The sequence below is a fragment of the Haladaptatus halobius genome (assembly GCF_020618475.1).
Lineage (GTDB): Archaea > Halobacteriota > Halobacteria > Halobacteriales > Haladaptataceae > Haladaptatus > Haladaptatus halobius.
Window position 1 is genome coordinate 1,997,950 of record NZ_CP085335.1, and the last position, 26,919, is coordinate 2,024,868.

General features: G+C 64.0%; 34 protein-coding genes. 23 read left to right on the forward strand and 11 right to left on the reverse strand.

Features of this window, described 5'->3' with window-relative positions; genetic code table 11:
• The first annotated feature begins 16 nt into the window (after nucleotides 1-16).
• The 5 genes from LIW51_RS11540 to LIW51_RS11560 all read left to right on the forward strand — a co-directional run bounded on the left by LIW51_RS11540 (nucleotide 17) and on the right by LIW51_RS11560 (nucleotide 5,526).
• A complete protein-coding gene (locus LIW51_RS11540) occupies nucleotides 17-1,003 on the forward strand; it encodes an ABC transporter permease (protein ID WP_227374277.1) in 987 nt (328 codons plus the stop codon).
• The gene (locus LIW51_RS11545; RefSeq protein WP_227374278.1) at nucleotides 1,000-2,016 is read left to right on the forward strand and encodes an ABC transporter permease; all 1,017 of its coding nucleotides are present in this window, start codon (nucleotides 1,000-1,002) and stop codon (nucleotides 2,014-2,016) included. Before LIW51_RS11540 ends, LIW51_RS11545 begins: the two co-directional genes overlap by 4 nt.
• Nucleotides 2,013-3,254 (forward strand): ABC transporter ATP-binding protein, encoded by a 1,242-nt coding sequence (locus LIW51_RS11550; protein ID WP_227374279.1) that lies wholly within the window; start codon nucleotides 2,013-2,015, stop codon nucleotides 3,252-3,254. The genes LIW51_RS11545 and LIW51_RS11550 overlap by 4 nt, the downstream gene beginning before the upstream one ends.
• Nucleotides 3,247-4,785, forward strand: a complete 1,539-nt coding sequence (locus LIW51_RS11555; RefSeq protein ID WP_303659909.1) for an ABC transporter ATP-binding protein — start codon at nucleotides 3,247-3,249, stop codon at nucleotides 4,783-4,785. Before LIW51_RS11550 ends, LIW51_RS11555 begins: the two co-directional genes overlap by 8 nt.
• Before the next feature lie 78 nt (nucleotides 4,786-4,863).
• A complete protein-coding gene (locus LIW51_RS11560; RefSeq protein ID WP_227374280.1) occupies nucleotides 4,864-5,526 on the forward strand; it encodes an HAD family hydrolase in 663 nt (220 codons plus the stop codon).
• Here LIW51_RS11560 and LIW51_RS11565 read toward each other — a convergent pair.
• The 5 genes from LIW51_RS11565 to LIW51_RS11585 all read right to left on the reverse strand — a co-directional run bounded on the left by LIW51_RS11565 (nucleotide 5,485) and on the right by LIW51_RS11585 (nucleotide 10,115).
• Nucleotides 5,485-7,458: a molybdopterin biosynthesis protein gene (locus tag LIW51_RS11565; protein WP_227374281.1), complete on the reverse strand. Its 1,974-nt coding sequence runs from the start codon at nucleotides 7,456-7,458 to the stop codon at nucleotides 5,485-5,487. The two genes, LIW51_RS11560 and LIW51_RS11565, sit on opposite strands and share 42 nt — an antisense overlap.
• Complete coding sequence (locus LIW51_RS11570) at nucleotides 7,455-8,666, reverse strand: molybdopterin molybdotransferase MoeA (protein ID WP_227374282.1); 1,212 nt, start codon at nucleotides 8,664-8,666, stop codon at nucleotides 7,455-7,457. The genes LIW51_RS11565 and LIW51_RS11570 overlap by 4 nt, the downstream gene beginning before the upstream one ends.
• Before the next feature lie 50 nt (nucleotides 8,667-8,716).
• A complete protein-coding gene (locus tag LIW51_RS11575; RefSeq protein ID WP_227374283.1) occupies nucleotides 8,717-8,947 on the reverse strand; it encodes a VOC family protein in 231 nt (76 codons plus the stop codon).
• Between the two features lie 63 nt (nucleotides 8,948-9,010).
• Entirely contained in the window at nucleotides 9,011-9,169 is a 159-nt protein-coding gene (locus LIW51_RS11580) for a VOC family protein (protein WP_227374284.1), read from the reverse strand.
• Nucleotides 9,170-9,521: 352 nt separating this feature from the next.
• Nucleotides 9,522-10,115 carry a DUF6663 family protein gene (locus LIW51_RS11585; protein WP_227374285.1) on the reverse strand — a complete coding sequence of 198 codons (594 nt, stop codon included), beginning with the start codon at nucleotides 10,113-10,115 and terminating at the stop codon, nucleotides 9,522-9,524.
• Nucleotides 10,116-10,225: 110 nt separating this feature from the next.
• Here LIW51_RS11585 and LIW51_RS11590 point away from each other — a divergent pair, with 110 nt between their 5' ends.
• The 5 genes from LIW51_RS11590 (at nucleotide 10,226) to LIW51_RS11610 (ending at nucleotide 14,971) form a co-directional block, all read left to right on the forward strand.
• Nucleotides 10,226-10,582, forward strand: coding sequence for an Hsp20/alpha crystallin family protein (locus tag LIW51_RS11590; protein WP_227374286.1), 357 nt, complete (start codon nucleotides 10,226-10,228; stop codon nucleotides 10,580-10,582).
• Between the two features lie 6 nt (nucleotides 10,583-10,588).
• Nucleotides 10,589-12,262 (forward strand): ABC1 kinase family protein, encoded by a 1,674-nt coding sequence (locus LIW51_RS11595; RefSeq protein ID WP_227374287.1) that lies wholly within the window; start codon nucleotides 10,589-10,591, stop codon nucleotides 12,260-12,262.
• 163 nt (nucleotides 12,263-12,425) lie between these two features.
• Nucleotides 12,426-12,746 (forward strand): DUF4212 domain-containing protein, encoded by a 321-nt coding sequence (locus LIW51_RS11600; protein ID WP_227374288.1) that lies wholly within the window; start codon nucleotides 12,426-12,428, stop codon nucleotides 12,744-12,746.
• Nucleotide 12,747: 1 nt separating this feature from the next.
• Nucleotides 12,748-14,529, forward strand: coding sequence for a sodium:solute symporter family protein (locus LIW51_RS11605; protein WP_227374289.1), 1,782 nt, complete (start codon nucleotides 12,748-12,750; stop codon nucleotides 14,527-14,529).
• 46 nt (nucleotides 14,530-14,575) lie between these two features.
• The gene (locus LIW51_RS11610; RefSeq protein ID WP_227374290.1) at nucleotides 14,576-14,971 is read left to right on the forward strand and encodes a hypothetical protein; all 396 of its coding nucleotides are present in this window, start codon (nucleotides 14,576-14,578) and stop codon (nucleotides 14,969-14,971) included.
• A gap of 37 nt (nucleotides 14,972-15,008) precedes the next feature.
• On the opposite strand, the gene LIW51_RS11615 is transcribed toward LIW51_RS11610, so the two are convergent.
• Nucleotides 15,009-15,455, reverse strand: a complete 447-nt coding sequence (locus LIW51_RS11615) for a universal stress protein (protein WP_227374291.1) — start codon at nucleotides 15,453-15,455, stop codon at nucleotides 15,009-15,011.
• Between the two features lie 119 nt (nucleotides 15,456-15,574).
• On the opposite strand from LIW51_RS11615, the gene LIW51_RS11620 reads away from it, so the two are divergent.
• From LIW51_RS11620 to LIW51_RS11635, 4 genes are all read left to right on the forward strand, one after another.
• Nucleotides 15,575-16,645, forward strand: coding sequence for an aminotransferase class I/II-fold pyridoxal phosphate-dependent enzyme (locus tag LIW51_RS11620; RefSeq protein ID WP_227374292.1), 1,071 nt, complete (start codon nucleotides 15,575-15,577; stop codon nucleotides 16,643-16,645).
• Between the two features lie 130 nt (nucleotides 16,646-16,775).
• On the forward strand, nucleotides 16,776-17,156 hold the full coding sequence (locus LIW51_RS11625) for a translation initiation factor IF-5A (protein ID WP_227374293.1): 381 nt from the start codon (nucleotides 16,776-16,778) through the stop codon (nucleotides 17,154-17,156).
• Entirely contained in the window at nucleotides 17,157-17,966 is an 810-nt protein-coding gene (speB, locus tag LIW51_RS11630; RefSeq protein WP_227374294.1) for an agmatinase, read from the forward strand. It begins immediately after the preceding gene.
• Nucleotides 17,963-18,523, forward strand: coding sequence for a hypothetical protein (locus tag LIW51_RS11635; RefSeq protein WP_227374295.1), 561 nt, complete (start codon nucleotides 17,963-17,965; stop codon nucleotides 18,521-18,523). The genes speB and LIW51_RS11635 overlap by 4 nt, the downstream gene beginning before the upstream one ends.
• A gap of 132 nt (nucleotides 18,524-18,655) precedes the next feature.
• Here the strand turns inward: LIW51_RS11635 and LIW51_RS11640 are convergent, their stop codons facing one another.
• Nucleotides 18,656-19,123 carry a hypothetical protein gene (locus LIW51_RS11640; protein WP_227374296.1) on the reverse strand — a complete coding sequence of 156 codons (468 nt, stop codon included), beginning with the start codon at nucleotides 19,121-19,123 and terminating at the stop codon, nucleotides 18,656-18,658.
• 557 nt (nucleotides 19,124-19,680) lie between these two features.
• Here LIW51_RS11640 and LIW51_RS11645 point away from each other — a divergent pair.
• Nucleotides 19,681-20,442 carry a Nif3-like dinuclear metal center hexameric protein gene (locus LIW51_RS11645; protein ID WP_227374297.1) on the forward strand — a complete coding sequence of 254 codons (762 nt, stop codon included), beginning with the start codon at nucleotides 19,681-19,683 and terminating at the stop codon, nucleotides 20,440-20,442.
• A 106-nt stretch (nucleotides 20,443-20,548) separates the two neighbouring features.
• Here the strand turns inward: LIW51_RS11645 and LIW51_RS11650 are convergent, their stop codons facing one another.
• Nucleotides 20,549-20,779, reverse strand: a complete 231-nt coding sequence (locus tag LIW51_RS11650; RefSeq protein ID WP_227374298.1) for a hypothetical protein — start codon at nucleotides 20,777-20,779, stop codon at nucleotides 20,549-20,551.
• On the opposite strand from LIW51_RS11650, the gene LIW51_RS11655 reads away from it, so the two are divergent.
• Nucleotides 20,779-21,435: a bacterio-opsin activator domain-containing protein gene (locus LIW51_RS11655; RefSeq protein ID WP_227374299.1), complete on the forward strand. Its 657-nt coding sequence runs from the start codon at nucleotides 20,779-20,781 to the stop codon at nucleotides 21,433-21,435. The two genes, LIW51_RS11650 and LIW51_RS11655, sit on opposite strands and share 1 nt — an antisense overlap.
• Before the next feature lie 51 nt (nucleotides 21,436-21,486).
• On the opposite strand, the gene LIW51_RS11660 is transcribed toward LIW51_RS11655, so the two are convergent.
• Entirely contained in the window at nucleotides 21,487-21,624 is a 138-nt protein-coding gene (locus LIW51_RS11660; protein ID WP_227374300.1) for a hypothetical protein, read from the reverse strand.
• Between the two features lie 20 nt (nucleotides 21,625-21,644).
• Here LIW51_RS11660 and LIW51_RS11665 point away from each other — a divergent pair, with 20 nt between their 5' ends.
• Together LIW51_RS11665 and LIW51_RS11670 are read left to right on the forward strand one after the other, a co-directional pair.
• Nucleotides 21,645-21,767, forward strand: a complete 123-nt coding sequence (locus tag LIW51_RS11665; protein WP_438267338.1) for a HalOD1 output domain-containing protein — start codon at nucleotides 21,645-21,647, stop codon at nucleotides 21,765-21,767.
• A gap of 37 nt (nucleotides 21,768-21,804) precedes the next feature.
• On the forward strand, nucleotides 21,805-22,848 hold the full coding sequence (locus tag LIW51_RS11670) for a deoxyhypusine synthase (protein ID WP_227374301.1): 1,044 nt from the start codon (nucleotides 21,805-21,807) through the stop codon (nucleotides 22,846-22,848).
• A gap of 30 nt (nucleotides 22,849-22,878) precedes the next feature.
• Here LIW51_RS11670 and LIW51_RS11675 read toward each other — a convergent pair whose 3' ends face one another.
• Nucleotides 22,879-23,268 (reverse strand): pyridoxamine 5'-phosphate oxidase family protein, encoded by a 390-nt coding sequence (locus LIW51_RS11675; protein WP_227374302.1) that lies wholly within the window; start codon nucleotides 23,266-23,268, stop codon nucleotides 22,879-22,881.
• Between the two features lie 72 nt (nucleotides 23,269-23,340).
• Here LIW51_RS11675 and LIW51_RS11680 point away from each other — a divergent pair, with 72 nt between their 5' ends.
• From LIW51_RS11680 to LIW51_RS11690, 3 genes are all read left to right on the forward strand, one after another.
• Nucleotides 23,341-24,021, forward strand: coding sequence for a metallophosphoesterase family protein (locus LIW51_RS11680; RefSeq protein ID WP_227374303.1), 681 nt, complete (start codon nucleotides 23,341-23,343; stop codon nucleotides 24,019-24,021).
• A 69-nt stretch (nucleotides 24,022-24,090) separates the two neighbouring features.
• Nucleotides 24,091-24,753: a DUF7847 domain-containing protein gene (locus LIW51_RS11685; protein WP_227374304.1), complete on the forward strand. Its 663-nt coding sequence runs from the start codon at nucleotides 24,091-24,093 to the stop codon at nucleotides 24,751-24,753.
• A gap of 520 nt (nucleotides 24,754-25,273) precedes the next feature.
• Nucleotides 25,274-25,468: a cold-shock protein gene (locus LIW51_RS11690; protein ID WP_227374305.1), complete on the forward strand. Its 195-nt coding sequence runs from the start codon at nucleotides 25,274-25,276 to the stop codon at nucleotides 25,466-25,468.
• An 85-nt stretch (nucleotides 25,469-25,553) separates the two neighbouring features.
• Here the strand turns inward: LIW51_RS11690 and LIW51_RS11695 are convergent, their stop codons facing one another.
• Nucleotides 25,554-26,369 (reverse strand): aldo/keto reductase, encoded by an 816-nt coding sequence (locus LIW51_RS11695; protein WP_227374306.1) that lies wholly within the window; start codon nucleotides 26,367-26,369, stop codon nucleotides 25,554-25,556.
• A 17-nt stretch (nucleotides 26,370-26,386) separates the two neighbouring features.
• Between LIW51_RS11695 and LIW51_RS11700 the strand changes: the two genes are divergently transcribed.
• Nucleotides 26,387-26,737: a hypothetical protein gene (locus LIW51_RS11700; protein WP_227376829.1), complete on the forward strand. Its 351-nt coding sequence runs from the start codon at nucleotides 26,387-26,389 to the stop codon at nucleotides 26,735-26,737.
• A complete protein-coding gene (locus LIW51_RS39120; RefSeq protein WP_227376796.1) occupies nucleotides 26,724-26,804 on the forward strand; it encodes a hypothetical protein in 81 nt (26 codons plus the stop codon). The genes LIW51_RS11700 and LIW51_RS39120 overlap by 14 nt, the downstream gene beginning before the upstream one ends.
• The last annotated feature ends 115 nt before the right edge of the window (nucleotides 26,805-26,919 follow it).

The following is a 26,919-nucleotide window of genomic DNA, read 5'->3' on the forward strand; positions in this document are numbered from 1 at the left end:
GAGGGAGTGTTTTTAGATGGCGATGGGTCGATTCCTGCTCCGGCGGAGCGTACAGGGTATCTTCGTCATCTGGGGCGTCGTGACGGTGGTGTTCCTCCTCCGGTTCATCACGCCCGGCAGTCCGATCACGTTCATCGCACCGTTGGACGCCAGTCCGCAGTTGAAACAGCGAATCGCGGTCGAACTTGGGCTGAACAAACCGATGTACGTCCAGTACTTCGATTACCTCTGGGGCCTGCTTCAGGGCGACATGGGCTACTCGTACATCTCGGGGACGCAGGCGAGCACGCGCATCTTCAACCGGCTTCCGGCGACGCTGGAGCTGGCCGTCGCGGCGAGCTTCGTCGCCGTCGTCATCTCGATTCCGCTGGGCGTCATCAGCGCGACACGGCGACACGAACCGGCGGACTACGCGGCGACGACGTTCTCGCTGGTCGGCATTAGCACGCCGAACTTCTGGCTCGGCATCATGCTGGTGCTCCTGTTGGCCGTGGCCGGGCCGCTTCCGACGAGCAATCGCGGGATCGGTCTCGCCCCCGCGCTGGGGATGTTGTTCACCGAGGGAACCGTCAGCGGACTGGTGAACTGGGCGAAACACATCTTCCTCCCGGCAATAACGCTCGGGACGTACTTCACCGCACTCATCACCCGGCTGACGAGGAGCGGCATGTTGGACGAACTCGGTAAGACGTACATCCGCGCTTCGCGTGCGAAGGGTCTGCCGGAGACGCTGGTGCGGTACAAACACGCGCTCCGGAACACGCTCATCCCCGTCATCACCGTGCTCGGCTTGCAGTTGGGCACGCTCATCGGCGGCGCAGTCATCACGGAGCAGGTGTTCGCGTGGCCGGGACTCGGCACGCTGATAATCAACGCCATCAACGCCCGCGACTGGCCTCTTATCCAAGGCTCGCTCATCGTCGTGGGCACCGGCTTCGTCGTGTTGAACATCTTCGTGGACGCGCTGTACGCCTACATCAATCCGCAGGTGGTGTACGAATGATTTCGCCGCGCACGCTTCGAAATCTCGAACGCGAGTTCCGGCAGAGCGCGCTGGCGAAGGTCGGCATCGTCATCGTCATCGCCGTCGTCCTCGTGGCGGTGTTCGCGCCGGTGCTGGCACCGCAGAACCCCCACCGGCAGAATCTGGACGATTCGAACCTCCCGCCGCTGGGCTTCAGCGAGAAGAAGACCACTACGACGTCGAAGATGGTCAACGGGACGGTGAAGGTCGTCGAGCAAACCAATTACGTGTGGGCCGACCCCGCACACCCGCTCGGAACCGACAACCTCGGGCGCGACATGCTCTCGCGGGTCATCTACGGGGCGCGAACGTCGCTCCTCGTCGGTCTCTTCGGGACGGCGCTGGCCGCGCTCATCGGCGTGACAGTCGGACTAGTCGCGGGCTACTACGGTAAGCTGATAGACGACGCGCTGATGCGGAGCGCCGACATCATGCTGGCGTTCCCGTCGCTCGTGTTAGCCATCGCGCTGGTCGGCCTGTTCAGGCGGGCGGTGTTTACGTTCCCCGACCCCCTGGTGGCGTTGGACGTCGCCCCCGGGATGCCGGGGCAGATCGCGCTCCCCGGAACCGTCATCCTCGTCGTCGCGCTGGTGAACTGGGTGTGGTTCGCCCGCGTCGCTCGCGGCGAGGCACTCTCCGTGACGGGCGAGGAGTACGTCAAGGCGGCGCGTTCGGTCGGCGCGAGCAACCCGTTCATCATCCGGAAACACATCCTGCCGAACAGCGTGACGCCCATCATCGTGCTGGCGACCATCCAGATCGCCGCCATCATCCTGCTCGAAAGCGCGCTGTCGTACCTCGGCTTCTCCGGGGTGAACCTCTCGTGGGGCTTCGACATCTCGCAGGGACGTAACTATCTCGCCACCTCGTGGTGGATATCGACGGTACCCGGCCTCGCCATCGTGCTGACCGTCATCGGCATCAACCTCGTCGGCGACTGGTTGCGCGACGCGTTAGACCCCGGCATCGAGGGCGAAGGAGGTGGCGTATGAGCGACCGCGACCTGCTTCGCGTGCGCGACCTTTCGACCCGGTTCTTCACGGAGAAGGGGCAGGTCAACGCCGTCGAATCGGTGGATTTCGACGTGCGAGAGGAGGAAGTGTTCGGCGTCGTCGGCGAATCTGGGTCGGGCAAGAGCGTGACCGCGCTCTCCATCATCGACCTCGTGGAGTCGCCCGGGAAGGTCACGTCGGGCGAAGTGTGGTATCGAAACGCCGCGCTCGCGGACGAGACGAGAGACGACCGACCCGAGGCGGTGGACGGCGAGTTCGTGGACATTCAACGACTGACGACCCGCGAGCGCCGCGCGCTTCGCGGTCCGTCGTTCAGCATGATATTCCAGGATCCGATGAGCAGTCTGAACCCGTCCATCACGGTGGGCGAGCAGATAGCGGAAGCGGTCGAAGTCCAGCGTCGGGCGAGCGCGAACCCACGCTCGACGCGCTCGCGGACGCAGGGGTACGGACTCGGTCGGTTCATACTGAGCACCGCCCTCCCGTCGCAGGAGTACGTCAGCGAGGCGAGTCACGCGAAGGCGGTTGAACTGCTGGAGCAAGTCGGCATCCCCGACCCGGCGGAGCGCGCCGAGGAGTATCCCCACCAGTTCTCCGGAGGGATGCTCCAGCGAGCGATGGTCGCACAGGCGCTCGCCGGCGAACCCGACCTGCTCATCGCGGACGAGCCGACGACCGCGCTCGACGTGACGATCCAAGCCCAGATACTCGACCTCCTGCGCGACTTGCAGGCGGAGACGGGCATGAGCATCGTGCTCATCACGCACAACCTCGGCGTCATCGCGCGGATGTGCGACCGCGTCGGCGTGATGTACGCCGGAGAGATGGTCGAACACGGCACGCTCGAAGATGTGTTCGACGCGCCGGTACACCCCTACACGCGGGGGCTGCTCGGGTCGATTCCCGACTTGGAAGACCCCGCGCCGCGACTGCGACCCATCGAAGGGAATGTCCCCGACCTGCTCGATTCGGAGATGGAAGACCGGTGTTACTTCGCCGACCGCTGTCCGAAGGCGATGGAAGACTGCCTCGACCACCCGCCGATGTTCGACGCCGATGGAAGCGACGAACACGAAGCTCGCTGCGTCCTCGCCGAGATGGAGTACGACGAGTCGCGCGCGTTGCCGGAGGGGTACTTCGACGGCGAATCGCGGAACGCCGACGACGTGCGAGCGGCGAGCGAAGCGAGCCGCGAGCAGGAGGTGAAACATGACTGAGCCGCTCGTTCGGGTCGTGGGGCTCGAAAAGTACTACTTCGAACGGGACACGCTGACCGACCGCCTGCTCGGGCGCGAACCCCAGAGCGTGAAAGCGGTCGACGGCATCTCGTTCGACATCGAAGCGGGCGAGACGCTCGGCCTAGTCGGCGAATCCGGCTGCGGAAAATCGACGACCGGCGAAACCTTGCTCGGCTTGCGCGACCCGACCGGCGGGCGCGTCGAGTTCGACGGGCGGAACGTCTACGAGATGGACGACCTGACCGAGTTCCGCAAGCGAGCGCAGGTGGTCTTCCAAGACCCCTTCTCCAGCCTCGACCCGCGGATGACGGCGGGTGAAATCGTCCGCGAACCGCTCGACGTGCACGGACTCCCCGGACGAAGCGTCGCCGTCGACGTTCGATGCGACGGGACGTGGGACGTGAGCGGCGGAGAGCACGTCACGCTCGACGAGACCGGTGACGCCGAAGTAGTTGTGACCGTCGAAGACGACGGCGACGAGACGACGGTCGAAGTCACCGGCGGTCGCTTCACCGACGAGGACGAGGTTTCGGTTCGAACGAACGAAGAAGAGCGCACCGTCCACGTGGACGTGGACAAGTCGAACAGACAACTCCGTCGGGAGCGAGCACAGGAACTCATGGAGCGCGTCGGCCTCTCCGCGGGACAAATCGACCGCTACCCCCACGAGTTCTCGGGCGGGCAGCGCCAGCGCATCGGCATCGCGCGAGCGCTCGCGCTGGAACCCGAGTTTATCGTGCTGGACGAGCCGGTGTCAGCGCTGGACGTGTCGGTGCAGGCGCAGGTGTTAAACCTCCTGCAAGATCTGCAGGACGAGTTCGGGCTGACGTACCTGTTCATCGCCCACGACCTCTCCGTCGTGCGCCACATCTGCGACCGCGTCGCGGTGATGTATCTCGGCGATATCGCAGAGGTCGGACCAGTGGACGAGATCTTCGACGAGCCGAAACACCCCTACACGCAAGCCCTGCTGGAGAGCGTCCCGCGCGCCGACACGGACGAGCAAGAACGGGACGTGCGCACGCTCTCGGGCGACGTGCCTTCGCCGCGAAATCCGCCGTCGGGCTGTCGCTTCCGAACGCGATGCCCCAAGGTCATTCCGCCCGCGGACGTGGATATCGCCCAGCCCGCCTACCGCGAGGTGATGGACTACCGCGAACGGCTCGAATCCGACGAACTCAGCCTCGACGGTATCCGCGAGTTGGCCGCCGGGCCGGACGACGACCCGCGCGATTTGGGCGACGAGACGCTGAAAGAGGAGTTGTGGTCGGAGCTGTTCGACCACCGGCTCGACGGTGAGAATCGGGCGACCGTCGCGGAGTCGTTCGACCGATTCGTCTCCGGCGACCGCGCGGGTGCAATCGAGGTGATGCGCGACCGGTTCGAGAGCGTCTGCGAGCGCCGGCGACCGGTCTTACAGGAGAGCGAGCATCCGGCGGCGTGCCACCTCTACGACCAGCCGGAAAGCGTCCCGGAAGCGGAGCGAGAGATGGAGTCCTCGGCGGACTAATCCGTCGTTCCCCGACGTACGCGGCTGCCGTTGCGGACGAATATTTATAAGCGAGGAAGCAGTACTAGATGAACCCCAATGGTCGCCCGTGAGTACGACTTCTGGCTGCTCGACTTAGACGGCACGCTCATCGACATCGAACGATCGTACGTTCGGTCGGTGTTCGACCGCGTGAGCGACCGCCTCGGGCGGGAGTTCACCGATTACGAGGCCGAGGTCATCTGGCACGGACTGGGCGGCGCGAGGGACGCGCAACTGAGCAAGTGGGGTATCGACCCGCCGACGTTCTGGGACGCCTTCCACGCCATCGAAGACCCGAAACTGCGGGCCGAGCACACGTTCCTCTACGACGACGCCGCCTTCGTCGCCGACCTCGACTGCCCGGTCGGACTGGTCACCCATTGCCAGCAGTTCCTTACCGAACCGGTCATCGACGCGCTGGACATCCGCGACTGGTTCGACGTGGTCGTCTGCTGCGACGAGAAGTTAGGTTGGAAACCCGACCCCGCGCCCATCGAGCACGCGATGGCCGGACTGGACGTCGGGAAAGACGACCGCGGCATCCTCGCGGGCGACGGAGCGAACGACGTAGGTGCGGCGTGGAACGCCGGACTCGACGCGGTTCACGTCGAACGCCACGACCCCCACCACCGAAACCAGTGCGTGCTCGGCGACTACCGCGTGAACACGTTCGACGAGCTATGGTCGAACGCCGGACAAGCCTTCGAGTACACCGACTAGCGCCGAATCGAGCGCGTCGGCGAGTTCTTCGACGCCTTCCTTCTTCTCACGCTCCGGATTCGCCAACACTCGAACTCGCTCCTCGCCGAGCGAGACGAATCTGAGGTCGAGTTTCTCCGCGGTCGAGCGGAGGCCGAGTCCGGCGTCCGCGTCCCCGGCGGCGACCTTTCGGGCCGGACTCTCGTGCGCTTTCGCCGCGAGTTCGAAGCCCGAAACGGATTCGACCAGTTCGCGGCGGGACGTTCCGCGCTCGTCGGCGAGGTCGGCGAGGGCGTTCCCCAGCGTCGTCCGCAGGCCGGAGTCGGTGCCTCGGTTGATGAAGCGCAGGTCGCGGTCGACGAGGTCGGACAGTCCCTCGATTTCCTCGGGATTTCCAGCGGGGACGACGAGACCCCATTCGCGGTAGTAAGACGCGAGTTCGGTTCCCCCGCTCGCGTCGGTCGCGTCGGTTTTCCCGGCGTCGTCGTTCTCAACATCCGTCGTGCGCCGGTCGGCGCAAGTCGTGACCGCGAAATCCGGCACGCCGTTTCGGAGTCGTCGCAACCCTTCTCGACCGCCGACCGCCAGATAGCGCGACGAAACGAGGCGGTCGAGCAGGCGGGAAATTATGGGGTCATCCTCGCCGACGCCGAAGACGGACGGTGGGCGTACGTCGGGCGAGAACAGTCGCACCTCGACCGATTCACCCGCCCCGAGGTAAGCGGTGTCGGGCGGGACGGTCACCACGCCGTCGGCTTCCACGAGGCTGGTCGTGGCTCCGCTTCCCTTGTCGACCGGGTAAGCCAGCGTCCGTCCCTGCTCGTCCTCGACCAGTCCGGTCGGCATGAGTCGCATCCGGCCCTCGCCGTAGCGTTCTTCGACCGCCATCCGAGCGTCGACGGTGGCCGTCGTGGGTTCCGGAACTCCCGCCGCGGCGCGGATTGCCGGCGCAACGAACGCCCGGAAGATGGTGAGTGCAGAGACGGGATACCCCGGCAGGCCGACGTAGGCCGACTCGGGAAATCGCCCGACGAGCATCGGCTTGCCGGGTTTGACGGCGACGCCGTGGAGCAGGAGTTCGCCCCGCATTTCGATGACGCGGTAGATGACGTCCACCGCGCTCGCGCTCGTCGAACCCGACGAGAGCACGAGGTCGCACTCCGCCGCGGCCTCCGACAGCAGGCGCTCCATCTCGTCGTAATCGTCGCCCGCGTGGGGGTAGAGCACCGGTTCGCCACCCGCCTCCTCGACCGCCGCGGCGATGGTATAGCTATTCACGTCGTAAATCTGCCCGGCGGCGTCGTCCAACTGGTTTCCGGGGCGAACGAGTTCGTCGCCCGTCGAGACGATGCCGACGCGGGGTTTCCCGCGGACGGGGATGCTCTCGACACCGAGCGCGGACAACAGGCCGATCTCCCGCGGCGTGAGTCGCGTGCCGGGACCGAGCGCGCGCTGGCCCGCCGCCACGTCCGCCCCCGCGAGCATCACGTGGTCGCCGGGCGCGACCGCGGTTCGGATTTCGACGCCGCTCACGGTTTCACCGCTCGCTCGTTCCGAGTCGCGTGGCGACTCGCGCTCGTCGGTTCGCTCCACCATCACCACCGCATCCGCGCCGAGCGGCATCACGGCCCCGGTCGATACCTCGACCGCTTCACCAGCATCGACTTCGACGGCGGGTTTCTCACCGGCGTGAACCGTCCCGACGAGGTCGAGGAGGACAGGGTCGACTTCGTCCGCCCCGAAGGTGTCCCGCGCCCGCACCGCGTAGCCGTCCATGCTCGCGCGGTCGAATCCCGGCACGTCGCGGTCGGCGTCCAATCGCTCGGCCAGCACCCGACCGCGGGCGTCCGAAAGCGGAACGCGTTCCGCGTCGGGCGCGAGGTCGAGCGACGCGATGGCCTCGTGCGCCTCCTCCGGTTCCGCGAGGTCGCGGAACTCCTTTCGCTCGGTCACGCCGACCACTCCCAGTTCGCCACTTCGACCGTCTCACCTTCGGGAATCCCCTCACGTTCTTCCGGCACTTCGACCCAACCGTCCGCCAGCGCGACGCTTGAAAGGACGCCGGAACCGCTGGCCCGCGTGGGTGTCGCCTCGTCGTCGTCCAGCGTGACCCGGACGAACGTCCGAACGCCGGGTTCGCTTCGAATCTTGCGTCCGAGTCGCGCGGTCGCGGTCGGCATCGGGTCGAGTGGGAGGTGGCCGACCCACTTCAGCGCGGGGCGGAGGAACTGCACCGCGTTGATGATGCAGGCGACCGGGTAGCCGGGGAGTATCACGACGGGCGTCCCTTCGACCAGACCAAGCGCGACGGGGTGACCCGGTTTCAGCGCGACGCCGTGGACGAGGAGTTCGCCCATCGACGAGACGACCTCGGGGAGCAGGTCGCGCTCGCCGACCGAGGAGCCGCCGGTCGTGACGACGACGTCGTGGTCGAGGTGCGATTCGACCGCCTCGCGGAGCGCGTTCTCGTCGTCGGTCACCACGTCGCGGTAGGTCGCCTCGCCGCCCCACCGTTCGACGTAGCGCGAAACGGTCAGCCCGTTCGTTTCGATCGCCTCGCCCGGTTCGGGGTCGGATTCGACCAGTTCCTCGCCGGTCGGAATCACGGCGACTCGCGGGCGGTCGTACACCGGGACCTCGCGGACGCCGACCGATTTCAGTAGGCCGAGGTCGGACGGTCGCAGGCGGTGGCCGGGGTCGTAGAGCGACTGCCCGGTGTCCACGTCCTCGCCGACCGGGGCGACGTTCTCGCCCTCCGCGACGGCGTCGAACACCTCCACCTCGTCGGCGATCTCCTCGGCGTGCTCTATCATCACCACGGCGTCCGCGCCCTCGGGGACTTCGCTGCCGGTGTGAACCCGAACCGCCGCGCCAGGAGCCGCTTCGTCCGCGCGGCGCAGGATTTCGGGCGACCGTCCGCTTGCCCCGAAGGTGTCCCGCGCTCGCACCGCGTAGCCGTCCATCGCCGCCCGAGGAAAATGTGGGACGCTCCGCGGGGCGACGACTTCCTCGGCGAGCACCTGCCCGTCCGCCGCGTCGAGGGGGACGGACTCGGTTCGCTCGTGTCCGGAGACGGCGTCGCGGAGTCGCTGGCGCGCCGCCGTCACGCGCGTCGTCTCCTTGAATCCGGATCGCTTTCTGTCCGGTTGCTGGTCGCTCATACGCGCACGTTCGGGGCGGTGAGCAAAAAGGAAGCGGGGAACACTTATCGTCAGTCAGACAGCAGTTCGGCAGCGACGGTTTCGTGGTCGTTGGTCGTCAGTTCGAGCAAATTTCCGTCGAGGTCGGTGAAGTAGATGGAGTACGAGAGGTCGTGGTCGATCACGTCGTCGTCGGTAACAGACTCGCCCTCGCGGTTCGTCAGGTCGAGCGTCTCCAGTCGGTCCACGAACGACAGGAAGCCCTCACCGTCCGTCTGGAATGCCACCCTGTGCGGACTCACCGACTGCCCTCTCGTGGCCGCCTCGCGTTCGAACAGGGCCAGTTTCGTGGTTCCGCTATCGACCTACAGGACGAGGGGTCCGTCGCCCGCCGTCCACCACTGCACGAACTCCTCGTCGGTAGACAGTCCCAGTACTCGTTCGTACCATTCTGCGGCTTCGTCCCAGTCGCTCACGTATAGTTCCACGTGGTCGACCCCATCGACGGAGAACGATTCCGGCATACGTCTATCTTGTAGAAACAGGGTATTGAAACTATGCGTTCGATTTCATCGGAGTACTGAAATCCTCAAATGAGAGTCCGACATTGATAACACGATACTCACAAATATCAAACAGCATGGATTCGAGGGCACTTGCGATTGTCGGTCTGATAGTTGTCGCTGTCGGCATTTGCTGGTTCACCGGCGCTCAGTCGGCCTCGACGGAGTCGATGTCACCGGTCCTGTTCATCTCCCTTATGGCAACTTTTGCTGGTGCTGGAACCTCCGAGGACGAATCGTCGAACGAAACAGACGAGACGTACGCAGCTCTCCGCACTGGAGGTTCCATCAAAAATAGTCTACGGAAGGTGGACTACACGAGCGGCTCTGGCGGTTGCGGACAATCGTAGGTGTCCCGAAGCGTGTCCGCGAACCGACCGCCCTTCCGGAGTGCTATCGTAATGATAACGAACTGCTCGGCGGCAGGTCGGAGAACGAACACCTCACGGGGGGCGGCGCCTTCGCGATCGTTCACCCGGTTGACCAAGGGTTCGAGCGGGCGAGCGCCGTCGCGGAACGCTTCGAACGTGCCGCCTGTCTGGTCCTCGGCGAAGACGTAGAGGACGCCGTTGACCTCGTTGCCGGTGTTGCGGGTCACGCGGCCGTTCATGGAATCGCCCGCCCTGCGCGCCTCGTTCCACGTCTCCCGCGCCACGTCGAAGACCGGCTTGATTTCGTCCGCGAAGACGTAGAGCGTCGGGCGGCGCACCGACAGCGACCGAACCGTCGGCTCGCTCGTTGACCAGTCGAGGTCGGCGTCGACGAGGTAACCGGGGCGGAGGTCGGCGACCGGCGCATCGTGACCGGTGTCGGCGGTGACGACCGGTTCGTACGTTTCCCGGTCGAGCAATCGCAGGCGTCCCGTCTCGGGGGTGGCGAGCACGCGATAGCTCGGGTCGTCGTCCATGGGGCGATTAGGAACCGAGCGCGGGAAAAGTGATCGCATCGCTTTCGAGCGAGGAGTCCGACGCGACCCGGACCGCACCCTTTTTCGGCCCTCCCCACCAACACGCATCCATGTCAGCGCTGCGCGATGCGTTGCGAGAGCTTCCGGACGCCGTGTTCGCGGACTTATTGGAGAGTGACGACGAGTATCTCCTCGTCGTCGACATGCCCGGCGTCACCGAGGAAACCATCGATATCGACGTGACGAGTGGCCGCCTCCAGATCGAAGCGCGGCGCGAAAAAGACGTGCCGAGGGAGTTCGATTACCTGAGCGAGGAGCGTTCCCTGTTCCTCGACGCCGAACTCCCCCTGCCGCCGGACGCGGCCGGGTCGGGCGGGGCAGCCACCATCGCCCGCGGCGTGCTCGAAATCACGCTCCCGAAGCAGTCGTCGGCCCCGGAGCAATCGATACCCATCGAAGGCCGCTAGCCGCGGGTGGTCACTCTGGCATATCTCCGCGCGTACCGCCGATTCTTCGTCGTCGCATGGCAGTTCCTACCGCTCCTGCTGAGCTACGCGCGCGACCGACGCCGATTCCTCCTGTTCGGCCCGTCCCGGCGGGTGTCGAGCGAGATGCGAATCGAGCGGGCCGACACGCTCCTCGAATCGCTGCTGACGCTCGGGCCGACGTTCATCAAACTCGGACAGTTGCTCTCGACCCGCCCCGACATCCTCCCGCCGGAGTACGTGGATCAACTGTCGAAACTGCAAGACGAGGTGCCGCCGGCACCGTGGGACGAGGCGGAGAAGGTCGTCAAAGCCGAACTCGGGCCGGTGCGAACGAACTTCGAGGAGTTCGACACCGAGGCGATAAGCGGGGCGAGCCTCGGGCAGGTGTACGCCGCCCGAATCGACGGCGAGCGAGTGGCGGTGAAGGTTCGCCGACCGAACATCGAGGAGTTGGTGGCGGCCGACCTGCGAGTCATCCGGTGGTCGCTCCCCATCATCATGCGGTTCATCGGGCAAGCGCGGGCGTTCTCGCTCGAAAATCTCGCGGACGAGTTCGCCCGCACGATTCGGCAGGAGATGGACTACGACCGGGAGGCGTCGATGCTCGCCGAGATTCGGTCGAACTTCGACGGCGACGACGACGTCGAGATTCCGCAGGTCGTCGACAGCCACTCCGGCCCCCGCGTGCTCACGATGGAGTACATCGGCGGAACGAAGATAAACCGGGTGGCCGACCTGGACGAGAGAGGTATCGACCGGCACGAACTGGCCGAGACGCTCCAGCGCGCCTACCTCCAGATGATAATCGAAGACGGGGTGTTCCACGCCGACCCGCACCCCGGCAACCTCGCGGTCGAGGACGACGGCACCATCGTCTTCTACGACTTCGGGATGAGCGGCCGGGTGGACGAGTTCATCCAGCGCAAGATAGTGGATTTCTACATCTCGGTGGCGAATCAGGACATCGACGGGATTCTGGACGCCCTCATCGAGATGGGCACCCTCAGCCCGGAGGCCGACCGCGCGACGATGGGGAAGGTGATGGAACTCGCCATCGCGGACGCCCGCGGCGAGGACATCGAGACGTACCGCGTCCAGCAGATAGTCTCGCAGGTCGAAGACACCATCTACGAGTTCCCGCTCCGCCTCCCCTCGAACCTCGCTCTCGTCCTGCGGGTGGCGACCGTCGTGGAGGGCGTCTGCGTCACGCTCGACCCCGAATTCGACTTCATCGCGGTGGCGACGGAGTACCTCACCGAACAGGGATACCGCGAGGAGTCCATCAAGCAGTACCTCTCCGAGACCGGCGACCAACTGCAGGCGTCGACCCGGTCGCTCGCCCGAACGCCGCCGAAACTGGAGCGGGCGTTGGACCGCATCGACCGGGACGATTTCTACGTCCGAGCCGACATCGAGGACGGCAACGACGTGGTCGACCTGCTGGCGAAGCGCCTCGTCTACGGGATGGTGCTCTCCGTGACGCTGTTCTCGACCGCGTTCCTCTACGCCACCGAAGCGTTCCGTGGCGCTATCGTCGCCGCGGTCGTCTCGTTGGCGCTCATCGGGTTGCTCTACCAGTCGTTCCGCAAGCGCCGCGGCATCCGGGCGACGCCGCAGTTCACCCGCCACGAGATGCGCCAGCGGCGCGGCCGCGAGTAGCCGACGCCGGGAGACAACTGTCACTTCGATAGACACGTCTCTTTCGCTCCGTAGCCGCTTCGCGCGCCACCTGTCGCTTAAATACGGACTCTCTTTCTGGTCAGAGAACGGCGATAAATTTAATATAATCATAGATAATGGTCGAGACGAGTTATGAGTTAACATGAGTGATACAAAGCCAACAGTCACGGAGACGGAACGACGGGAAGAGATACCCGAAGAGCAACCCCTCAGCCGAGCGAAGGCGAGGGAGTACTGGCGGAAGAACGTCAGGCTCATCGCGGTACTGATGACCATCTGGTTCCTCGTCTCGTTCGTCGCGGCGATTCTACTCGCAGAACCGCTGACGAACGTGTACATCGGCGAGATACCGGTCTCGTTCTGGTTCGCCCAGCAGGGCGCGATAATCACGTTCGTCCTGCTCATCTTCATCTACATCTGGCGGATGAACAAGTTAGACCGCGAGTACGGAGTGGAGGACTGAAATGCTAGGGTCACTTTTCACCCCGCTCCAAGCGGGACTGAACGTCAATCAGTGGACGTGGATACTGATAATCGGTACGCTGGTGCTGTACTTCGCCGTCGCCATCTACACCCACGTGACGGAGGTGTCGGAGTTCTACGTCGCCGGTCGGTCCATTCCCCCGGTCGCCAACGGGGCGGCGGTAGCGGCGGACTGGATGTCCGCCGCGTCGTTCATCTCGATGGCCGGACTCATCGCGGTACTCGGCTACGACGGCGCGGTGTACCTGATGGGCTGGACCGGCGGGTACGTCGTGCTCGCGCTGCTCATCGCGCCGTACCTCCGGAAATACGGCCAGTACACCATCCCCGACTTCATCGGCGACCGCTACTACTCGAACACGGCGCGAGGGCTCGCGGCGCTCGCGACCGTGTTCGTTTCGCTGACGTACGTCGCCGGGCAGATGCGCGGAGTCGGTATCGTCCTCAGTCGATTCCTCGGCGTTCCCATCGCGACCGGCATCATCGTCGCGCTCGGGGTCGTCGCGCTGGTCGGATTTCTCGGCGGGATGAAGGCGATCACGTGGACGCAGGCGCTCCAGTACGTCGTCCTCATCATCGCGTATCTGATCGTGACCGTGGCCATCTCGGTCACGCTCACGGGGAACCCGCTCCCGCAGATGGCGCTCGTCACCAACGACATCGCCGTCCAACTCTCGCAGCTACAGTCTGACATCCAGATGGGACGCTACATCGTGCCGTTCGAGAACTACACGATGTTACAAGTGTTCACCATCACGCTCACGCTGATGATCGGGACGGCGGGCCTCCCCCACGTCATCATGCGCTTCTACACAGTTCCGAAGGCGTCCGACGCGCGCAAGTCGGTCGGGTGGGCGTTGCTGTTCATCGCCATCCTCTACCTCAGCGCGCCGATGTTGGCCATCTTCGCCAAGTTCAACCTGATTCGAACGCTCGACGGGCGCGCCGTCGCCGAGGTCCAGAGCATCCCGTGGGTGCAACGGTGGTCGGAGACCGACCTGCTCACCATCACCGACAAGAACGGGGACGGCGTCATCCAGATGTCCCAAAGCCTCACCGCGCAGGCGAGTGAAGTGGTGCTCGACCCTGACATCATCGTCCTCTCGACGCCTGAGGTCGCACAACTATCACCGATTGTCATCGCGCTGGTCGCCGCGGGCGGACTGGCCGCCGCGATATCGACCGCGGACGGGCTGCTCATCGCCATGTCCAGCGCCGTCTCGCACGACATCTACTACCGCATCATCCGGCAGGACGCGAGCGAGCGCGAGCGACTCCTCGTCGCTCGCATCGTCATCCTCGTGGCCGCGGCCGTCGCCGCGCTGTTCGGCATCTACCCGCCGGGATTCGTCGCGGAGGTGGTCGCCATCGCCTTCGGGTTGGCCGCAGCGAGCCTGTTCCCGGTTATCCTGTTGGGCATCTTCGACCATCGGATGAACAAGGAGGGTGCCATCTCGGGGCTCGTCGTCGGGCTGGTGTTCACGCTCATCATGGTCGTGATGATGCGAGCGCACGTCGTGCTCGGCCTCGAAGAGCCGCTGATGGGAACGTTCTTCGGCATCGAAGCGCAGGGTATCGGCCTCGTCGGGTCGATACTGAACTTCGTCGTCGCGTTCACGGTGTCGCGGTTCACGCCGCCGCCGCCGGACGAGATAGAGGACATGGTCGAAGAGATCCGCCTGCCGCGGGGCTCCGCCGAATCGCCGGTCTACGTGAAAGGGTCGGCGGCCGAGGCGGACCACGCCGCCGACACCGACGACTGAGGATTCGACGACCTTTTTATCAATGACCCGAATGATATCCGCATCGATGCCCGCGCCCGAGCCGAAAGCACTCGCACTGCTGTCGATCCGCAGGACGCTCGGCATCTCGGTGCTCCTGTTCGCGTTCTACGCCGCGGCGCACTACGCGTGGGAACTCGCGTTCCCGACGCCCGGCGACCTGTTGGTCATCGTCGCAGTCGTCTTCGCCGGGGTCTGGCTCGGCATCACGTTCGGCAAGGTGTGGCCGCTTCCGATGGAGACGGGGCGGGAGCGCATCTTCCGAACGCTCATGCTGACGATTCCCGCGCTCGGCATCGGCATCGCGATTCAGGTGTTCCTCGAAGGCGCTCGGAGCGAGCGCGCGCTCTACATCGTCTTCGCGCTGGCAGCGTGGCTCGGCTCCGGACTCATCCAGCAGGAGTCGGAGTCGTCCGACGACTGACCGCGTCGGCCCACGCCCGCACTTCTGCACCCGTCTTCTACGCTCGTTCCTCGCGTGCGCCGCTTCGAACCAGCATGACGGGCATCGTCGAGTGTCTTGCGACGCGCTCGGCGACGCTGCCGAGGAGGAATCGCCCGAGGCCGGTTCTGCCGTGGGTACCCATCACGACGAGGTCGATACCTTCGTCCTCGGCGTAGTCCAGAATCTCGTCGGCCGGCGCGCCGCGCGCGACCGCCGTGGTGCAGTCGACGCCCGCCTCGGCGGCCGCCTCCGCGACCGCCTCGACGGCGTCGTCGCTGCGGTTCTCGAACGTCTCGACTATCTGTCGCCGGGAGTCCGGGTCGGCCGTGGCGATACCGGCCGTGTTGACGACGTACAGCGCGTGTACCGTCGCCCCGTACTGGCTAGCCACGTCGAGCGCCGTCTCCAGCGCCCCCTCGGTCTGTTTGCTGCCGTCGGTCGGGAAAAGGATGGTTCGGAACATACGTCTAGATGGATTTTGGACGATTTATCGTTATCTTCAAGGAACTGTCAGTCCGAGTCGATGCGCGTCGTCGCACACCATCCGGTAGCTTTTCGCGTTCTGCGGCGAATCCCCCGACGATGCACATCGAACCCTTCGGCCTCGAACGCTGGTTCGCCGAGTACGAACACAAGGCGGATATCATGCTCGCGGAGAGCGGTATCAGAAGCTTGGACGCCGACCATTTCGACCTAAACCCGGGAAAACTCGGATACGTCATCCCGACGAACGGCGACCCGGAGTTCCGCGCCGATGTGGGCGAGCGCTACGACCGGAGCGCCGACGAGGTGCTCTTCACCTGCGGAACGCAGGAAGCGAACTTCCTCTCGTTTCTCTCCCTACTCGGGGACGGCGGCCACTCGGTGGTCGTCACGCCCACCTACCAAGCGCTTCACGCCGTCCCGGAGGCGATGGGGGAGGTAAGCCGCGTGTGGCTCGAACCGCCGGAGTGGGAACTGGACGTGGACGCGGTGGCGAACGCGATTCGAGACGACACGCGGGTTATCGTGCTGAACAACCCGAACAACCCGACCGGGCGGTATCACCCGCAAGAGAAAGTCGACGCCCTCTACGACCTCGCGGAGGACGCCGGAGCCTACCTGCTCTGTGACGAGGTCTACCGGCTGCTCGCGGACGACCCCCTGCCCCCGATGGCGAGCATGGGCGAGCACGGCATCAGCACGACGAGTCTGACGAAAGCCTACGGCCTCGCTGGGCTGCGGTTCGGCTGGCTGGTCGGGGCGGAGGAGGTCGTGGAGGGCGCGTGGGAGTGGAAGGACTACACGACCATCTCGCCCGGCATCGTCGGCCAGCACGTCGCTCGGCAGGCGCTCGGCGAACAAGAAGACGGGATTCTGGCCGAGAACCGCGACCTCGCGGAGCGCAACCGAAATCGGGTGCGCGAGTTCGTGGAATCGTTCGAACTCGACTGGTACGACCCGGTCGGCGTGAACGGCTTTATCCGGATTCCGGAGGCGTTCGAGGACGGCGAGGCGTTCTGTCGCGGCGTCGTTGAGGAGGAGAGCGTCGTCCTCGCGCCGGGGAACCTGTTCGGCTACGACCGGTACTTCAGAATCGGGTTCGGACTTCCGGCGGACGAACTGGAAGAGGGGCTCTCGCGGGTGTCGGCGTTCCTCGACCGCCGCGTCTGACCGCCGGTCGGCGTTTCGCCTCCCGACCGCACCGTCATCACCGGCCCTCGCTTACCACCGTCGTCGAACCGTCAGGAGGTCGCGCAACGTTTCCAAACCGTTTATACTGCCGCGAACTCAAATCCGCGGTATGGCGAAAGAGCAAAAGGAAGTCCGCGAACTCAAAGAAGGAAACTACCTCATGATGGACGACGCCGCGTGCGTCATCAAGTCCTACAGCACGGCGAAGCCGGGCAAACACGGCAGCGCCAAGGCCCGAATCGAGGGCAAAGGCGTGTTCGACGACAAGAAACGAAGCCTCAGCCAGCCGGTCGACGCGAAGATCTGGGTGCCCATCATCAACCGGAAACAGGGACAGGTCGTCTCCGTCGAGAGCGACACCGTCGCGCAGGTCATGGACCTCGACACCTACGAGACCATCACCATCCAGACGCCCGCGGAGATGGACATCTCGCCCGACGACGAGATAGAGTACCTCGAGATGGAAGAACAGCGCAAAATCGTCCGTTAAATGTTTCCCGGCGCGTCCTCCGACCGCGAGACAGCGGACTTCGTGGTGGTGGGGGCGCCGCTCGACGTGTCCACCACGTTCCAGCCCGGAACGCGATTCGGTCCCGAACTCGTCCGGCGTTTCGCCCGGACGTTCGACGACTACGACCGTCGCACCGGGCAGTTCTTTTCCGACCTCGCAGTGCACGACCACGGCGACGTTCGCGCGTGGGACGACGCCGAGGAGTATCTCGACTACCTCGAAGGCGTCCTGACCGACGTCGTCTGGGACGACACCCTCCCGCTCCTCCTCGGCGGGGAGCACACCGTCACGCTGGCGGGCGTGCGAGCCGCGGAGCCGGACGTCTTCGTCTGCCTCGACGCCCACCTCGACCTGCGCGAGGCGTACGACGGCAACCCCCTGAGCCACGCGACCGTCACCCGCCACGTCCTCGATATCGCCGACGAAGCCATCGTCCTCGGCGCACGAACCGGAAGCGAAGAAGAGTGGGAGCGCTCCGCCGAGGCCGACGTGACCGTCGTGCCGCCCGAGAATGTGGCCGACTGGGAACCCGACTTCGACGGCACCGCGTATCTCAGCGTGGACATCGACGTCGCAGACCCCGGCTTCGCGCCCGGCACCGGAACCATGGAACCGTTCGGTCTCGCGCCCCGAGAGATGCGCGACGCGGTTTGGGACGTGGCCGAAACCGCCGACGTCGTCGGATTCGACGTCGTCGAAGTCAACGACCGCGACGACGGGCAGGCCGCTTCGTTGGGCGGAAAACTCCTCCGGGAGTTCGTCTTCGCACACGCCGGAAACGGGGAGTGAAAGACGGCGAGAGAGCGAGACGCGGCGAGCGAGAGGATTCGATTCGACTTTCCGGAAAATACCGGACTGACATCGGTGGCGCGTGCGCCGGCAGGTTCGAGGGCGCAACGTCCGAGGGGTTGTCTGGCTATCACACGAGGGACGACCGGAACGAGCGACGAAGGAGCGAACGAGAGGCAGCAAGAGGGACGCTCTCGCGCGTCGCGCGAACGCAAATGACGGGCTTTCTAGAACAACGCTTCAGAATCACCAACAGCCGCGGCGTTGTTCGGTGTGACCTCTTAGAAAGCCCCGGTCGCTCGACTCGGGCGGCTCGCTGCGCTCCTCACCTCGCTCACGTCCGTTCGCTCGGTGTGCGGTGCTTACTTCCCCGTCCTTCGTCGAGACACCTGGCCCCTTTCAGTCTCACCCCGCTACCGCAACCGCACCACATCCTCCCCAACCGATTGCGCTTCTCGCTCCTTGCGGTCGCTGCGATGCTCATCCCTCGCACGGCGTCGGCACCGCCCCTCGGACGACAGCCATCCTCGGGGCGGTGCAAGCGCGCCGGTCGGTAATTCAATTTCTCGGCTCTGTTGAAACTCTCAATTTGTGGTGTGTTTCGCTGGGCGTACTGAATACAGAGCGCGTATCGGTCATGTGGCTTTCCGACTGTACCATTGCGTACCAGTGACTATCGTAGTAATTCGCTAATTCTGAACGCCAGCACGTTCTGACTCCTGAACCCAGCCGAATTCCCTGCGGGTGCGCGCCCATCCTCGCTTCCAGACGAGCCAGTATCCAGGAATAACACCGACTACGAACAGAGCAATATAGTATTGTAACTCGACTGCTGGAGGGTAGACCCTGGTCGAAATTATATCGGTGAAGCGGAGAACGAACCAGAGTTGCGCCGTCACAAGATGGCCAATTACAAAGGTGCCAATTAGTCGCTCTGAGACCCCGGCAGATTCGGTTCGCCCTCCAATCTCGCTCCGGTAAAGCAGATAGCCGATAATAAGAGGCTGAATAAACGTACATCCGATTGCCCAGAGGAGATTCGCATTACTCCCTCGCTCGGTGGCATCAAGATAGATCCAGTATCCGATGAGAGCCGAGAATAGTACATGAAACAGGTAGAAGGGCGAACTGAAAATATTCGTGACTACCTGGTTCATACCATCAAGCAATTTCCAAACGATATACTTCTTCTGATCATTCGAATAAATCGGAGTTACAACTCGGTCAAATCACAGGTATACCGTACGGATATTTCGATTTGTATTCGCTGGAACAAGCGCTGTTTTTCACAGCGTGTATCCTCTCTATTCAGCTCCCGATTCCTGTCAGTTTCTGATAGTTTCAACAAGGCCAAATTCGCGGAATTTCGCCAAAGCCGAAGCTATCACAGAAGTCGTCGGAAAATCGAGCGGCGCGGAGGCGCACCTCAGAGCTTGCGCCGTAGTTTGCTCACGATACGTCGCCTGAACCGTCGTGGCAGGCGTCGCCACGCGAACATAGCCTTACGGAATTTGCCCATGATGAGACACCTCTGTTATCGCTCGTCCCCCGAATTGGAGGGAGTAAAGCTTGTCCCTGAAGCGGTTTAACGGTGATGGCGGGGTCGGGGTGGTGAGGTGTGGACGTCGCAGGGTGGGCGTCGTGCGGCGAGCGTCGCGGAGGAGTTCGGGGCCAAAGCCGAGAATACAAGCCGTCCGCCACACGACGATGGGGTATGAATCTCGCCGAACTCGCCGAGCGATATGACGACCGACTGCGAACCGACGACTTCGCGGACGTGGACGCCAGCGCAAACGGTCTGCAGGTCGGCCCCGACGACCGCGAAGTGGAGCGGGTCGCCTTCGCCGTGGACGCCGCGGAACAGACCATCGAGGAAGCGGCGACGTGGGGAGCGGACGCGCTGGTCGTCCACCACGGTCTCTCGTGGGGCGGCATCGAGCGCGTGACGGGACGCCAGTACCGCCGAATCGCACCCCTCGTTGAGAACGACGTGGCGCTGTACGTCTCCCATCTTCCGCTGGATTCGCACCCTGAACTCGGCAACGCGGCGGGGGTCGCGGACTTGCTCGGCCTCGACTCGCGGGAACCGTTCGGCCGGATGGGGCCGGAGCACGTCGGCCAGCGGGGACGAGGCGCGTTCTCGGTCGAAGAGGTTCACGACCTGCTGGCGGGGGAACTCGACACCGGCGGGCAGGGAGTTCGGGTGCTCGATTTCGGCCCGGAAACCGTCGAAGACGTGGCCATCGTCACCGGGAGCGGGGTCGATTGGCTGGACGAAGCGGTGGCCGTCGACGCGGACGCGCTGATAACTGGCGAAGGGAAACAGAAGGTCTACCACGAGGCGCACGAGGCGGAGATCAACGTCTTCCTCGCGGGCCACTACGCGACGGAGACGTTCGGCGTGCGGTCGCTCCGGTCGCTCGCCGAGGAGTGGGGACTGGAGACGACGTTCATCGCCGCTCCGACCGGGCTGTAACTACTCCGTCACCGTCGCTGATTTTTCCGGAATCGTCATACGATTTCGTCCAAAGAGGAGGTATTAAAAGGGGGGACGACGAGGAGTGGGACGTGTCCTGTGGGTTTCAACGGTTCGAGAGGGCCGCCGGGACCATCCGGGTCACGTCCCGGTCTCGCAGGATACGGGCCGCCGCCGACCGGCCCCGATAGCCGAACTCTCGGGTTGCGGCTAATCGAAGCGCCGCTGGCGTCTGACCCCGCGCCACGCGCGCCCTCGCGGCAGTCGGCAACACAGTTTCTGCTGATGAGAGATATCCGATATCTAACGGAACGCAGAAGGTGACGTTCGTAGACAATGACGTATTCAATGAGTTTCATCGTCGAAATCGAGGTGCCCACCGAGACGTTCCCGCTCGGAGAACTCATCGAGCGCCACCCGGATGCACACGTCGAACTCGAACAGCTCGTCCCCACCAGAGACGGCTTGCTCCCCTTCTTCTGGGTGCGGAACGTGGACGCGGACGAGGTCGCCGCGACCGACGAGGCCGAGCCGGCGCTCGACTCCATCATCGTGCTCGACGATACGGGCGACGCGCTGCTGTGTCGGATGGTCTGGAACCGCGACGAGGAAGGGTTACAGGACGTCATCGTGAACGAACCGACCGCGCTGCTCGAAGCCAGCGGGTCGGCGGACGGCTGGCAGTTCCAGTTCCGGTTCATCGACCAGACCGCCGCGCGCCGGTTGCGCGAGGAGCTTTCGGCGCTTGGAATTCCGTTCGAGGTCATGCGCGTCTACTCGGTGCGGGAGATGCGCGAGCGACAGTACGATATCACGCCCGAGCAACACGAGGCGCTGGTCACGATGCATCAGGCGGGATTCTTCGAGACGCCGCGCCGAACGACGCTCGCGGAGGTCGCTAGCGGTCTCGACATCTCGTCGCAAGCGCTGTCGACGCGCTACCGGCGCGGACTGAACTCGTTCCTCGAAAGTACGCTGTACGATACCGAGTGAGAAGTTCACACTCACGGTACTTAAATCCACGAACGCATCAACCCGAACCGTTCAGCCGATAGCGACGTTGGTATCGACGTGATCGATACGATGCCCACTGACGAGGAGGAGTCGTTCACCACCGACTTCGAAGACGGACGACGGCCCTCGGAAGCCGTCGCCGCGATCGAAGGCATCTCCGCGTTGCAACTCGACCCCCCCTGTACGACGTGCTCGACCCCGAAGCGCTCGACTCGTTGCTGACGGGAGACGCCCGTCCGAAGAGGATCACGTTCTCCTACCACGGCCACGAGGTCGTCGTCAGGCGCGACGGCCGCATCATCGTCGAGTAATCGCGCCGTTCAAGTCGGTGGCTCACACAGAACGGATATGAACGAGCGCGACGAGAATAGCGACCGCGGGGACGGCCACGATAAGGACGAGCACCGCGTCCACCGCGAGGAGTTCCACCACGACCCTATCGCCCACGCGGAGGTGCGGGCGGGCATGACCGTCGGCGAGTTGGCCGACGAGTACAGCTCCGCGGGCGTGGGTGCGGCGAACCTCCACGAGGCGGTGGACATCTACGCCGAGATGCTGGGCGACGACGTGACCAACTTCTTCGGCCTCGCGGGCGCGATGGTGCCAACCGGGATGCGCCGAATCGTCGCAGACCTCATCCGAGACGACCACATCGACGCGCTGGTGACGACGGGCGCGAACCTCACCCACGACGCCATCGAAGCCATCGGAGGCAAGCACCACCACGGAAGGGACAAACAGCACGACAAATCGATGCGCGAGCACGACGAGCAACTGCGCGACGAGGAGGTGGACAGAATCTACAACGTCTATCTGCCACAGGAGCATTTTGCGCTGTTCGAGTCCCACCTGCGTTCAGAGGTCTTCCCCAACATCGAGGAGACGGTGAGCATTCAGCGCATGACCGAAGAACTCGGACGCGCCAACAGCGAGGTGAACGAGCGCGAAGGAATCGAGGAGGACGCCGGAATCGCGGCGGCGGCCCACGAGAACGACGTTCCCATCTACTGTCCCGCGGTGCAGGATTCGGTGCTGGGGCTGCAGGCGTGGATGTACTCCCAAACCTCGGAGTTCACGCTCGACGCCCTGCGGGATATGACCCACCTCACCGACATCGCGTTCGAGGCCGAGAAATCCGGCGCGATGGTCGTCGGCGGCGGCGTGCCCAAAAATTACGTCCTCCAGACGATGCTCGTCTCGCCCTCGGCCTACGATTACGGCGTTCAGTTGACGATGGATCCACCCGAGACGGGCGGACTGTCGGGGGCGACGTTGGACGAGGCGCGCTCGTGGGGCAAACTGGAGAAGGCGGCGCGGAACGTCTCAGTCTACGCGGACGCGACGATTACGCTTCCACTGGTGATCGCGGCTGCGCGCGAACGAATCGAGTGATCGATTCGAGACGAGCGAGAAGGAGACCAGTTAATATCGGGTGAACGACGCCGAACCGATTTCTATCCGGACGAGTGTGTTCTCTGAGTACGCGCTTTCCGGAGCACCGTATCGCGGATTGATGCGGGCGGTGGCCTCCCGTTTCTTCGCTTCGTCGTCTATCACGGTCGCCGTCCCCTGCATCGTGACCATCCATTCCGCGCGCCCGTCGGTGTCCTTCTGAACCGAGAGGGCGACGCGGGGGTTCTCCCGGATGTTCGCTAGCTTTCGTCCGGTCGTGAGCACCGACACCGTCCCGTCGTCGTAGTGGTACCAGACCGGAGCGACGTGCGGTCGTTCGTCGGTGCACGTCGAGAGGTGCGCGATTACCGATTCCTCGGCGAGCAACGATTCCGCTTCGTCGGGGAGTACGTCAGTCACGGGGGGACAGAGAACGGCCGAAGAAAAACCGTTTCCGACACCACAGGGTCGCCCGTCTCGGCCGCGGAGTTCATGGCTCGTCGGCACCAACCTCGCGTCGTGCTCGTCCTCGGAGACGCCCACGCGGACGACCCCGATAATCGGGAGGCGCTCCTCGCGGCCTACCGCGATGCCGAAGCGGAAGGTGAAGAAGTGTCGCTACAGGTCGGCGACCTCCTGCACTACGACGTACCGACGCCGACGTGGTTCGTCGCGGGCAACAACGAAGATTTCGACGTTATCGACGCGCTCAGACGCGGCGACGGCGCGCTCACGGCCTCCCGCCCCGAACTGCTCGCCAGCACCGCCGTCGAACTGGAGGGACTGCGTATCGCCGGTCTCTCCGGCAACTACGCGCCAACGCAGTACGACCGCCCGCGGAGCGAACTCGCCGGCGACCGCCGCCGCCACTTCGTCCGCGAGGACGTGGTGCGCGCGGCGAACCTGTCGGACGTGGACGTACTCCTGACGCACGAAGCACCGCACGGCGTGGTTCGACTCGGCGGCCGCGACGTCGGGAGGTACCCGGTGGACGAACTGCTGACCGAACTCGAACCGGAGCTCTGTCTCGTCGGCCATTACCACCGACACGTCGAAGGAACGTTCGGGGAGACTCGCGTCGTGAGTCTCGCACCGACGTGGGAATCGTACTACACCCTCGACGCCGAGACGTTGGCGCTCGACCGCCACGACACCCCCGACGAACCGTCGTAGCGACGCCGATACCGGCGAGCGCCGAATCGACCCGAACAGTTTTCACTTGTCAGATAGGATACTCGAACCATGGCGCACGCACGACTCCCCCGTCGCGGTTCCATCGCAACCTTCGGCGAAGCGGCCGCGTGGCTCCGCAGTAATCCCGTTCTGTTCGTGCTCGCGTTCGGTCTCGCGCTGGTCGAAGCGTTGGGGGAACTGGTCGGCCTGTTCTCCCTCCTCGCCTTCTTCCTGACGGTCTTCTTCGACGGTATCGTATACGTCTTCGCCGTTGGCGAAGCGTTCGACCGCCCCACCGAACTGGGAGAGGCAACGTCCCAGGTCGCCGGCCGGTACGTCATGCTCGTCGTGATAACGATACTCTACCTCGTAGTCGTCGCGATCGGCATCGTGTTGTTCGTCCTCCCGGGCGTCTACCTCGCGCTCCGGCTGTCGCTCGCGTTCCCGGCCTGCGTCATCGACGACGCGGATCTTGCCGAGAGCCTCCGCACCAGTTGGGAGATCGCGCCGGGGAACCTGCTAAAGCTCTTCGGAATCACGCTGTTCGCCATCCTCCTCTCGTTCGGATTCGCGCTCGTCACCCTCTTCGGCGGGGGAACCGACGTCGGCACCGTTCTCCTCTCGATCGTCTTCACGACCCTGATATATCCCGTCGTCCGGCTGTCGTACGCCCGCGTCTACCTCGAAAACAGGCCGACTCCGGAGGGCGAGTCCGCGGCAGTGCAATCCTGACCCGGCGCTCGGTCATCGGGGAGGAGTCGGTTCGCGGGAGCGAGCGGAGACAACCGTTTTTACCCGCCGATTCGTACCCCCGCGTGGCCGATGACGATAATCGTGTTCCGAACCGGCGTGGCGGCCGGTGATGAGGAGCCCTATGAGTGCCGAGGCCAAACAATTACGATAATGCCGAACTGGTTTTTTCTGAGAATTGGCCTGTTGGAACAGTAGTTGCCTGGTGGATTTTGTCTCAGCTCAAACCAATCCTACTTAGCACTGCATCTACTTTCACGTCAGGATAGTTCGAGGCAGATTGTGGAAACGAGAGCACGGTGCGTTATCTGATTGAGATGTGTGGATACCACGGAAGTTGCCGCCCGTTGTGAGGAATCAGACACGATATTGTATAGAACCCCAAACGTGTGGTCAAATGGTAACAAAGCTACGCAATAACAAGATATTTGTCGAGTAAAGCCTGTATTTTGAGGGCAGATTCGGAACTCTTAACCGTGTACTCGGTCTTCGTTTAATCGTAATGGCAAACGGTAAAGTTGATTTCTTCAACGACACTGGCGGCTACGGTTTCATCTCGACTGAGGATGCTGACGAAGACGTTTTCTTCCACATGGAAGACGTCGGCGGTGAGGATCTTACGGAAGGTACTGAGATCGAATTCGATATCGAACAGGCCCCCAAGGGGCCGCGCGCGACGAACGTCGTCCGCGCCTAATTAGGGTTTCGCACCGTCGTCACGGGACGACACGGCGTAACTTCATTTCTTTCAGCGCACCTATTTTCTAAGAGCGATAGCTCCGTCACAGCCCCAACCGCTCGCGAAGGCCATCGCTCAGACCGTCCATCCCCTCGAATATCCGTCGCATCTCGTCGTCCGTAAGCTCGAAGTCAAACACGTCGAAGTTCTCCCGGACGTGTTCGTGTTCAGCCGCCTTCGGAATCGCGGAGACCATCTCCTGTTGGAGGAGCCAGCGTAGCGCGACTTGGGGTGCGGTCTTCCCGTGGCGGTTCCCGATCTCGGCGAGTGTCGTATCGTCCATGACGCTCCCGACGTTGAGCGGGCTGTACGCCGTCAGCATGACGTTCTCCTCGATGCAGAATTCGAGGAGTTCCCCCTGCCCGCGGTGGGGGTGGTACTCGACTTGGTTCGTGAGTATCGGCGTCTCGGAGGCGTCCATCGCCCGGCACAGTTGGTCGACCGAAAAGTTACTCACGCCGACGTGTCGAACCGCGCCGTCGTCCTGCAGTTCGTTCATCGCGCCGACGGTCTCCTCGATCGGAACGGTTTCGTTCGGGGAGTGTATCAACAGCAGGTCGACGGCGTCGGTCCGCAGTTCCTCCAAACTCCGCTTCGTCGAATCGAGCACCCGGTTGCGGCTCCGATTGTCGTCGTTGAGCTTCGTCGTGACGAACACCTCGTCGCGGTCGACCTCGGCGGCGGAGACGACCGACCCGACCGCCCCCTCGGTGCCGTACATCTGGGCGGTGTCGATGTGGCGGTACCCCGTTTCGAGGGCCACCTCGACCGCTTGTTGGCACACGTCGTTCGAGTTGAACCGAGCGGTACCGAATCCGAGCGCGGGAATCTCGACGCCCTGTGCGGTGATGAACTCCATCGTCAAACACCCTCTTCGTGGCGTTTCGTTCGCGGGATAGAAAAGTCGGGCGGCGGCCCGCCAAAACGGATAGGTGGAGTGCGGCGAGTACCTTCGACGGGGGGCGGATTCGGATGGATTCGGTCGGAACGCACCACGAACTTGAAGCGGTGGGAGTCCGACGACGGGCGGTCGCGTACCTCGTGGATTTACTCCTCGTCGGCGGTAGCGTACTCGTCGTAGTCAATCGGTCGGAGCGTTCGCTTGAGGAGCGAGCACTGGCGTTCACTTTCCTCGGGACGGTCGTCGGACTGCTATATCACGTCGCGTTCGAAGGGGGGCTTCGGCGGAACCGTCGGCAAAGCGGCCGTCGGCATCGTCGTCGTTGAGGACGACGGAACTCGATGTACCTACCGGGCCGCCGCGATTCGAACCGCGCTCCGGTTCGTGGAATAGCTACCGGTCGGCTACGGTGTCGGCGTCCTTAGCATCCGTCTCACCGAACGACGCCAACGCCTCGGAGACTTAGCGGTGAACACGGTCGTGGTGAGGGTGAGCGACGGGAGGAACG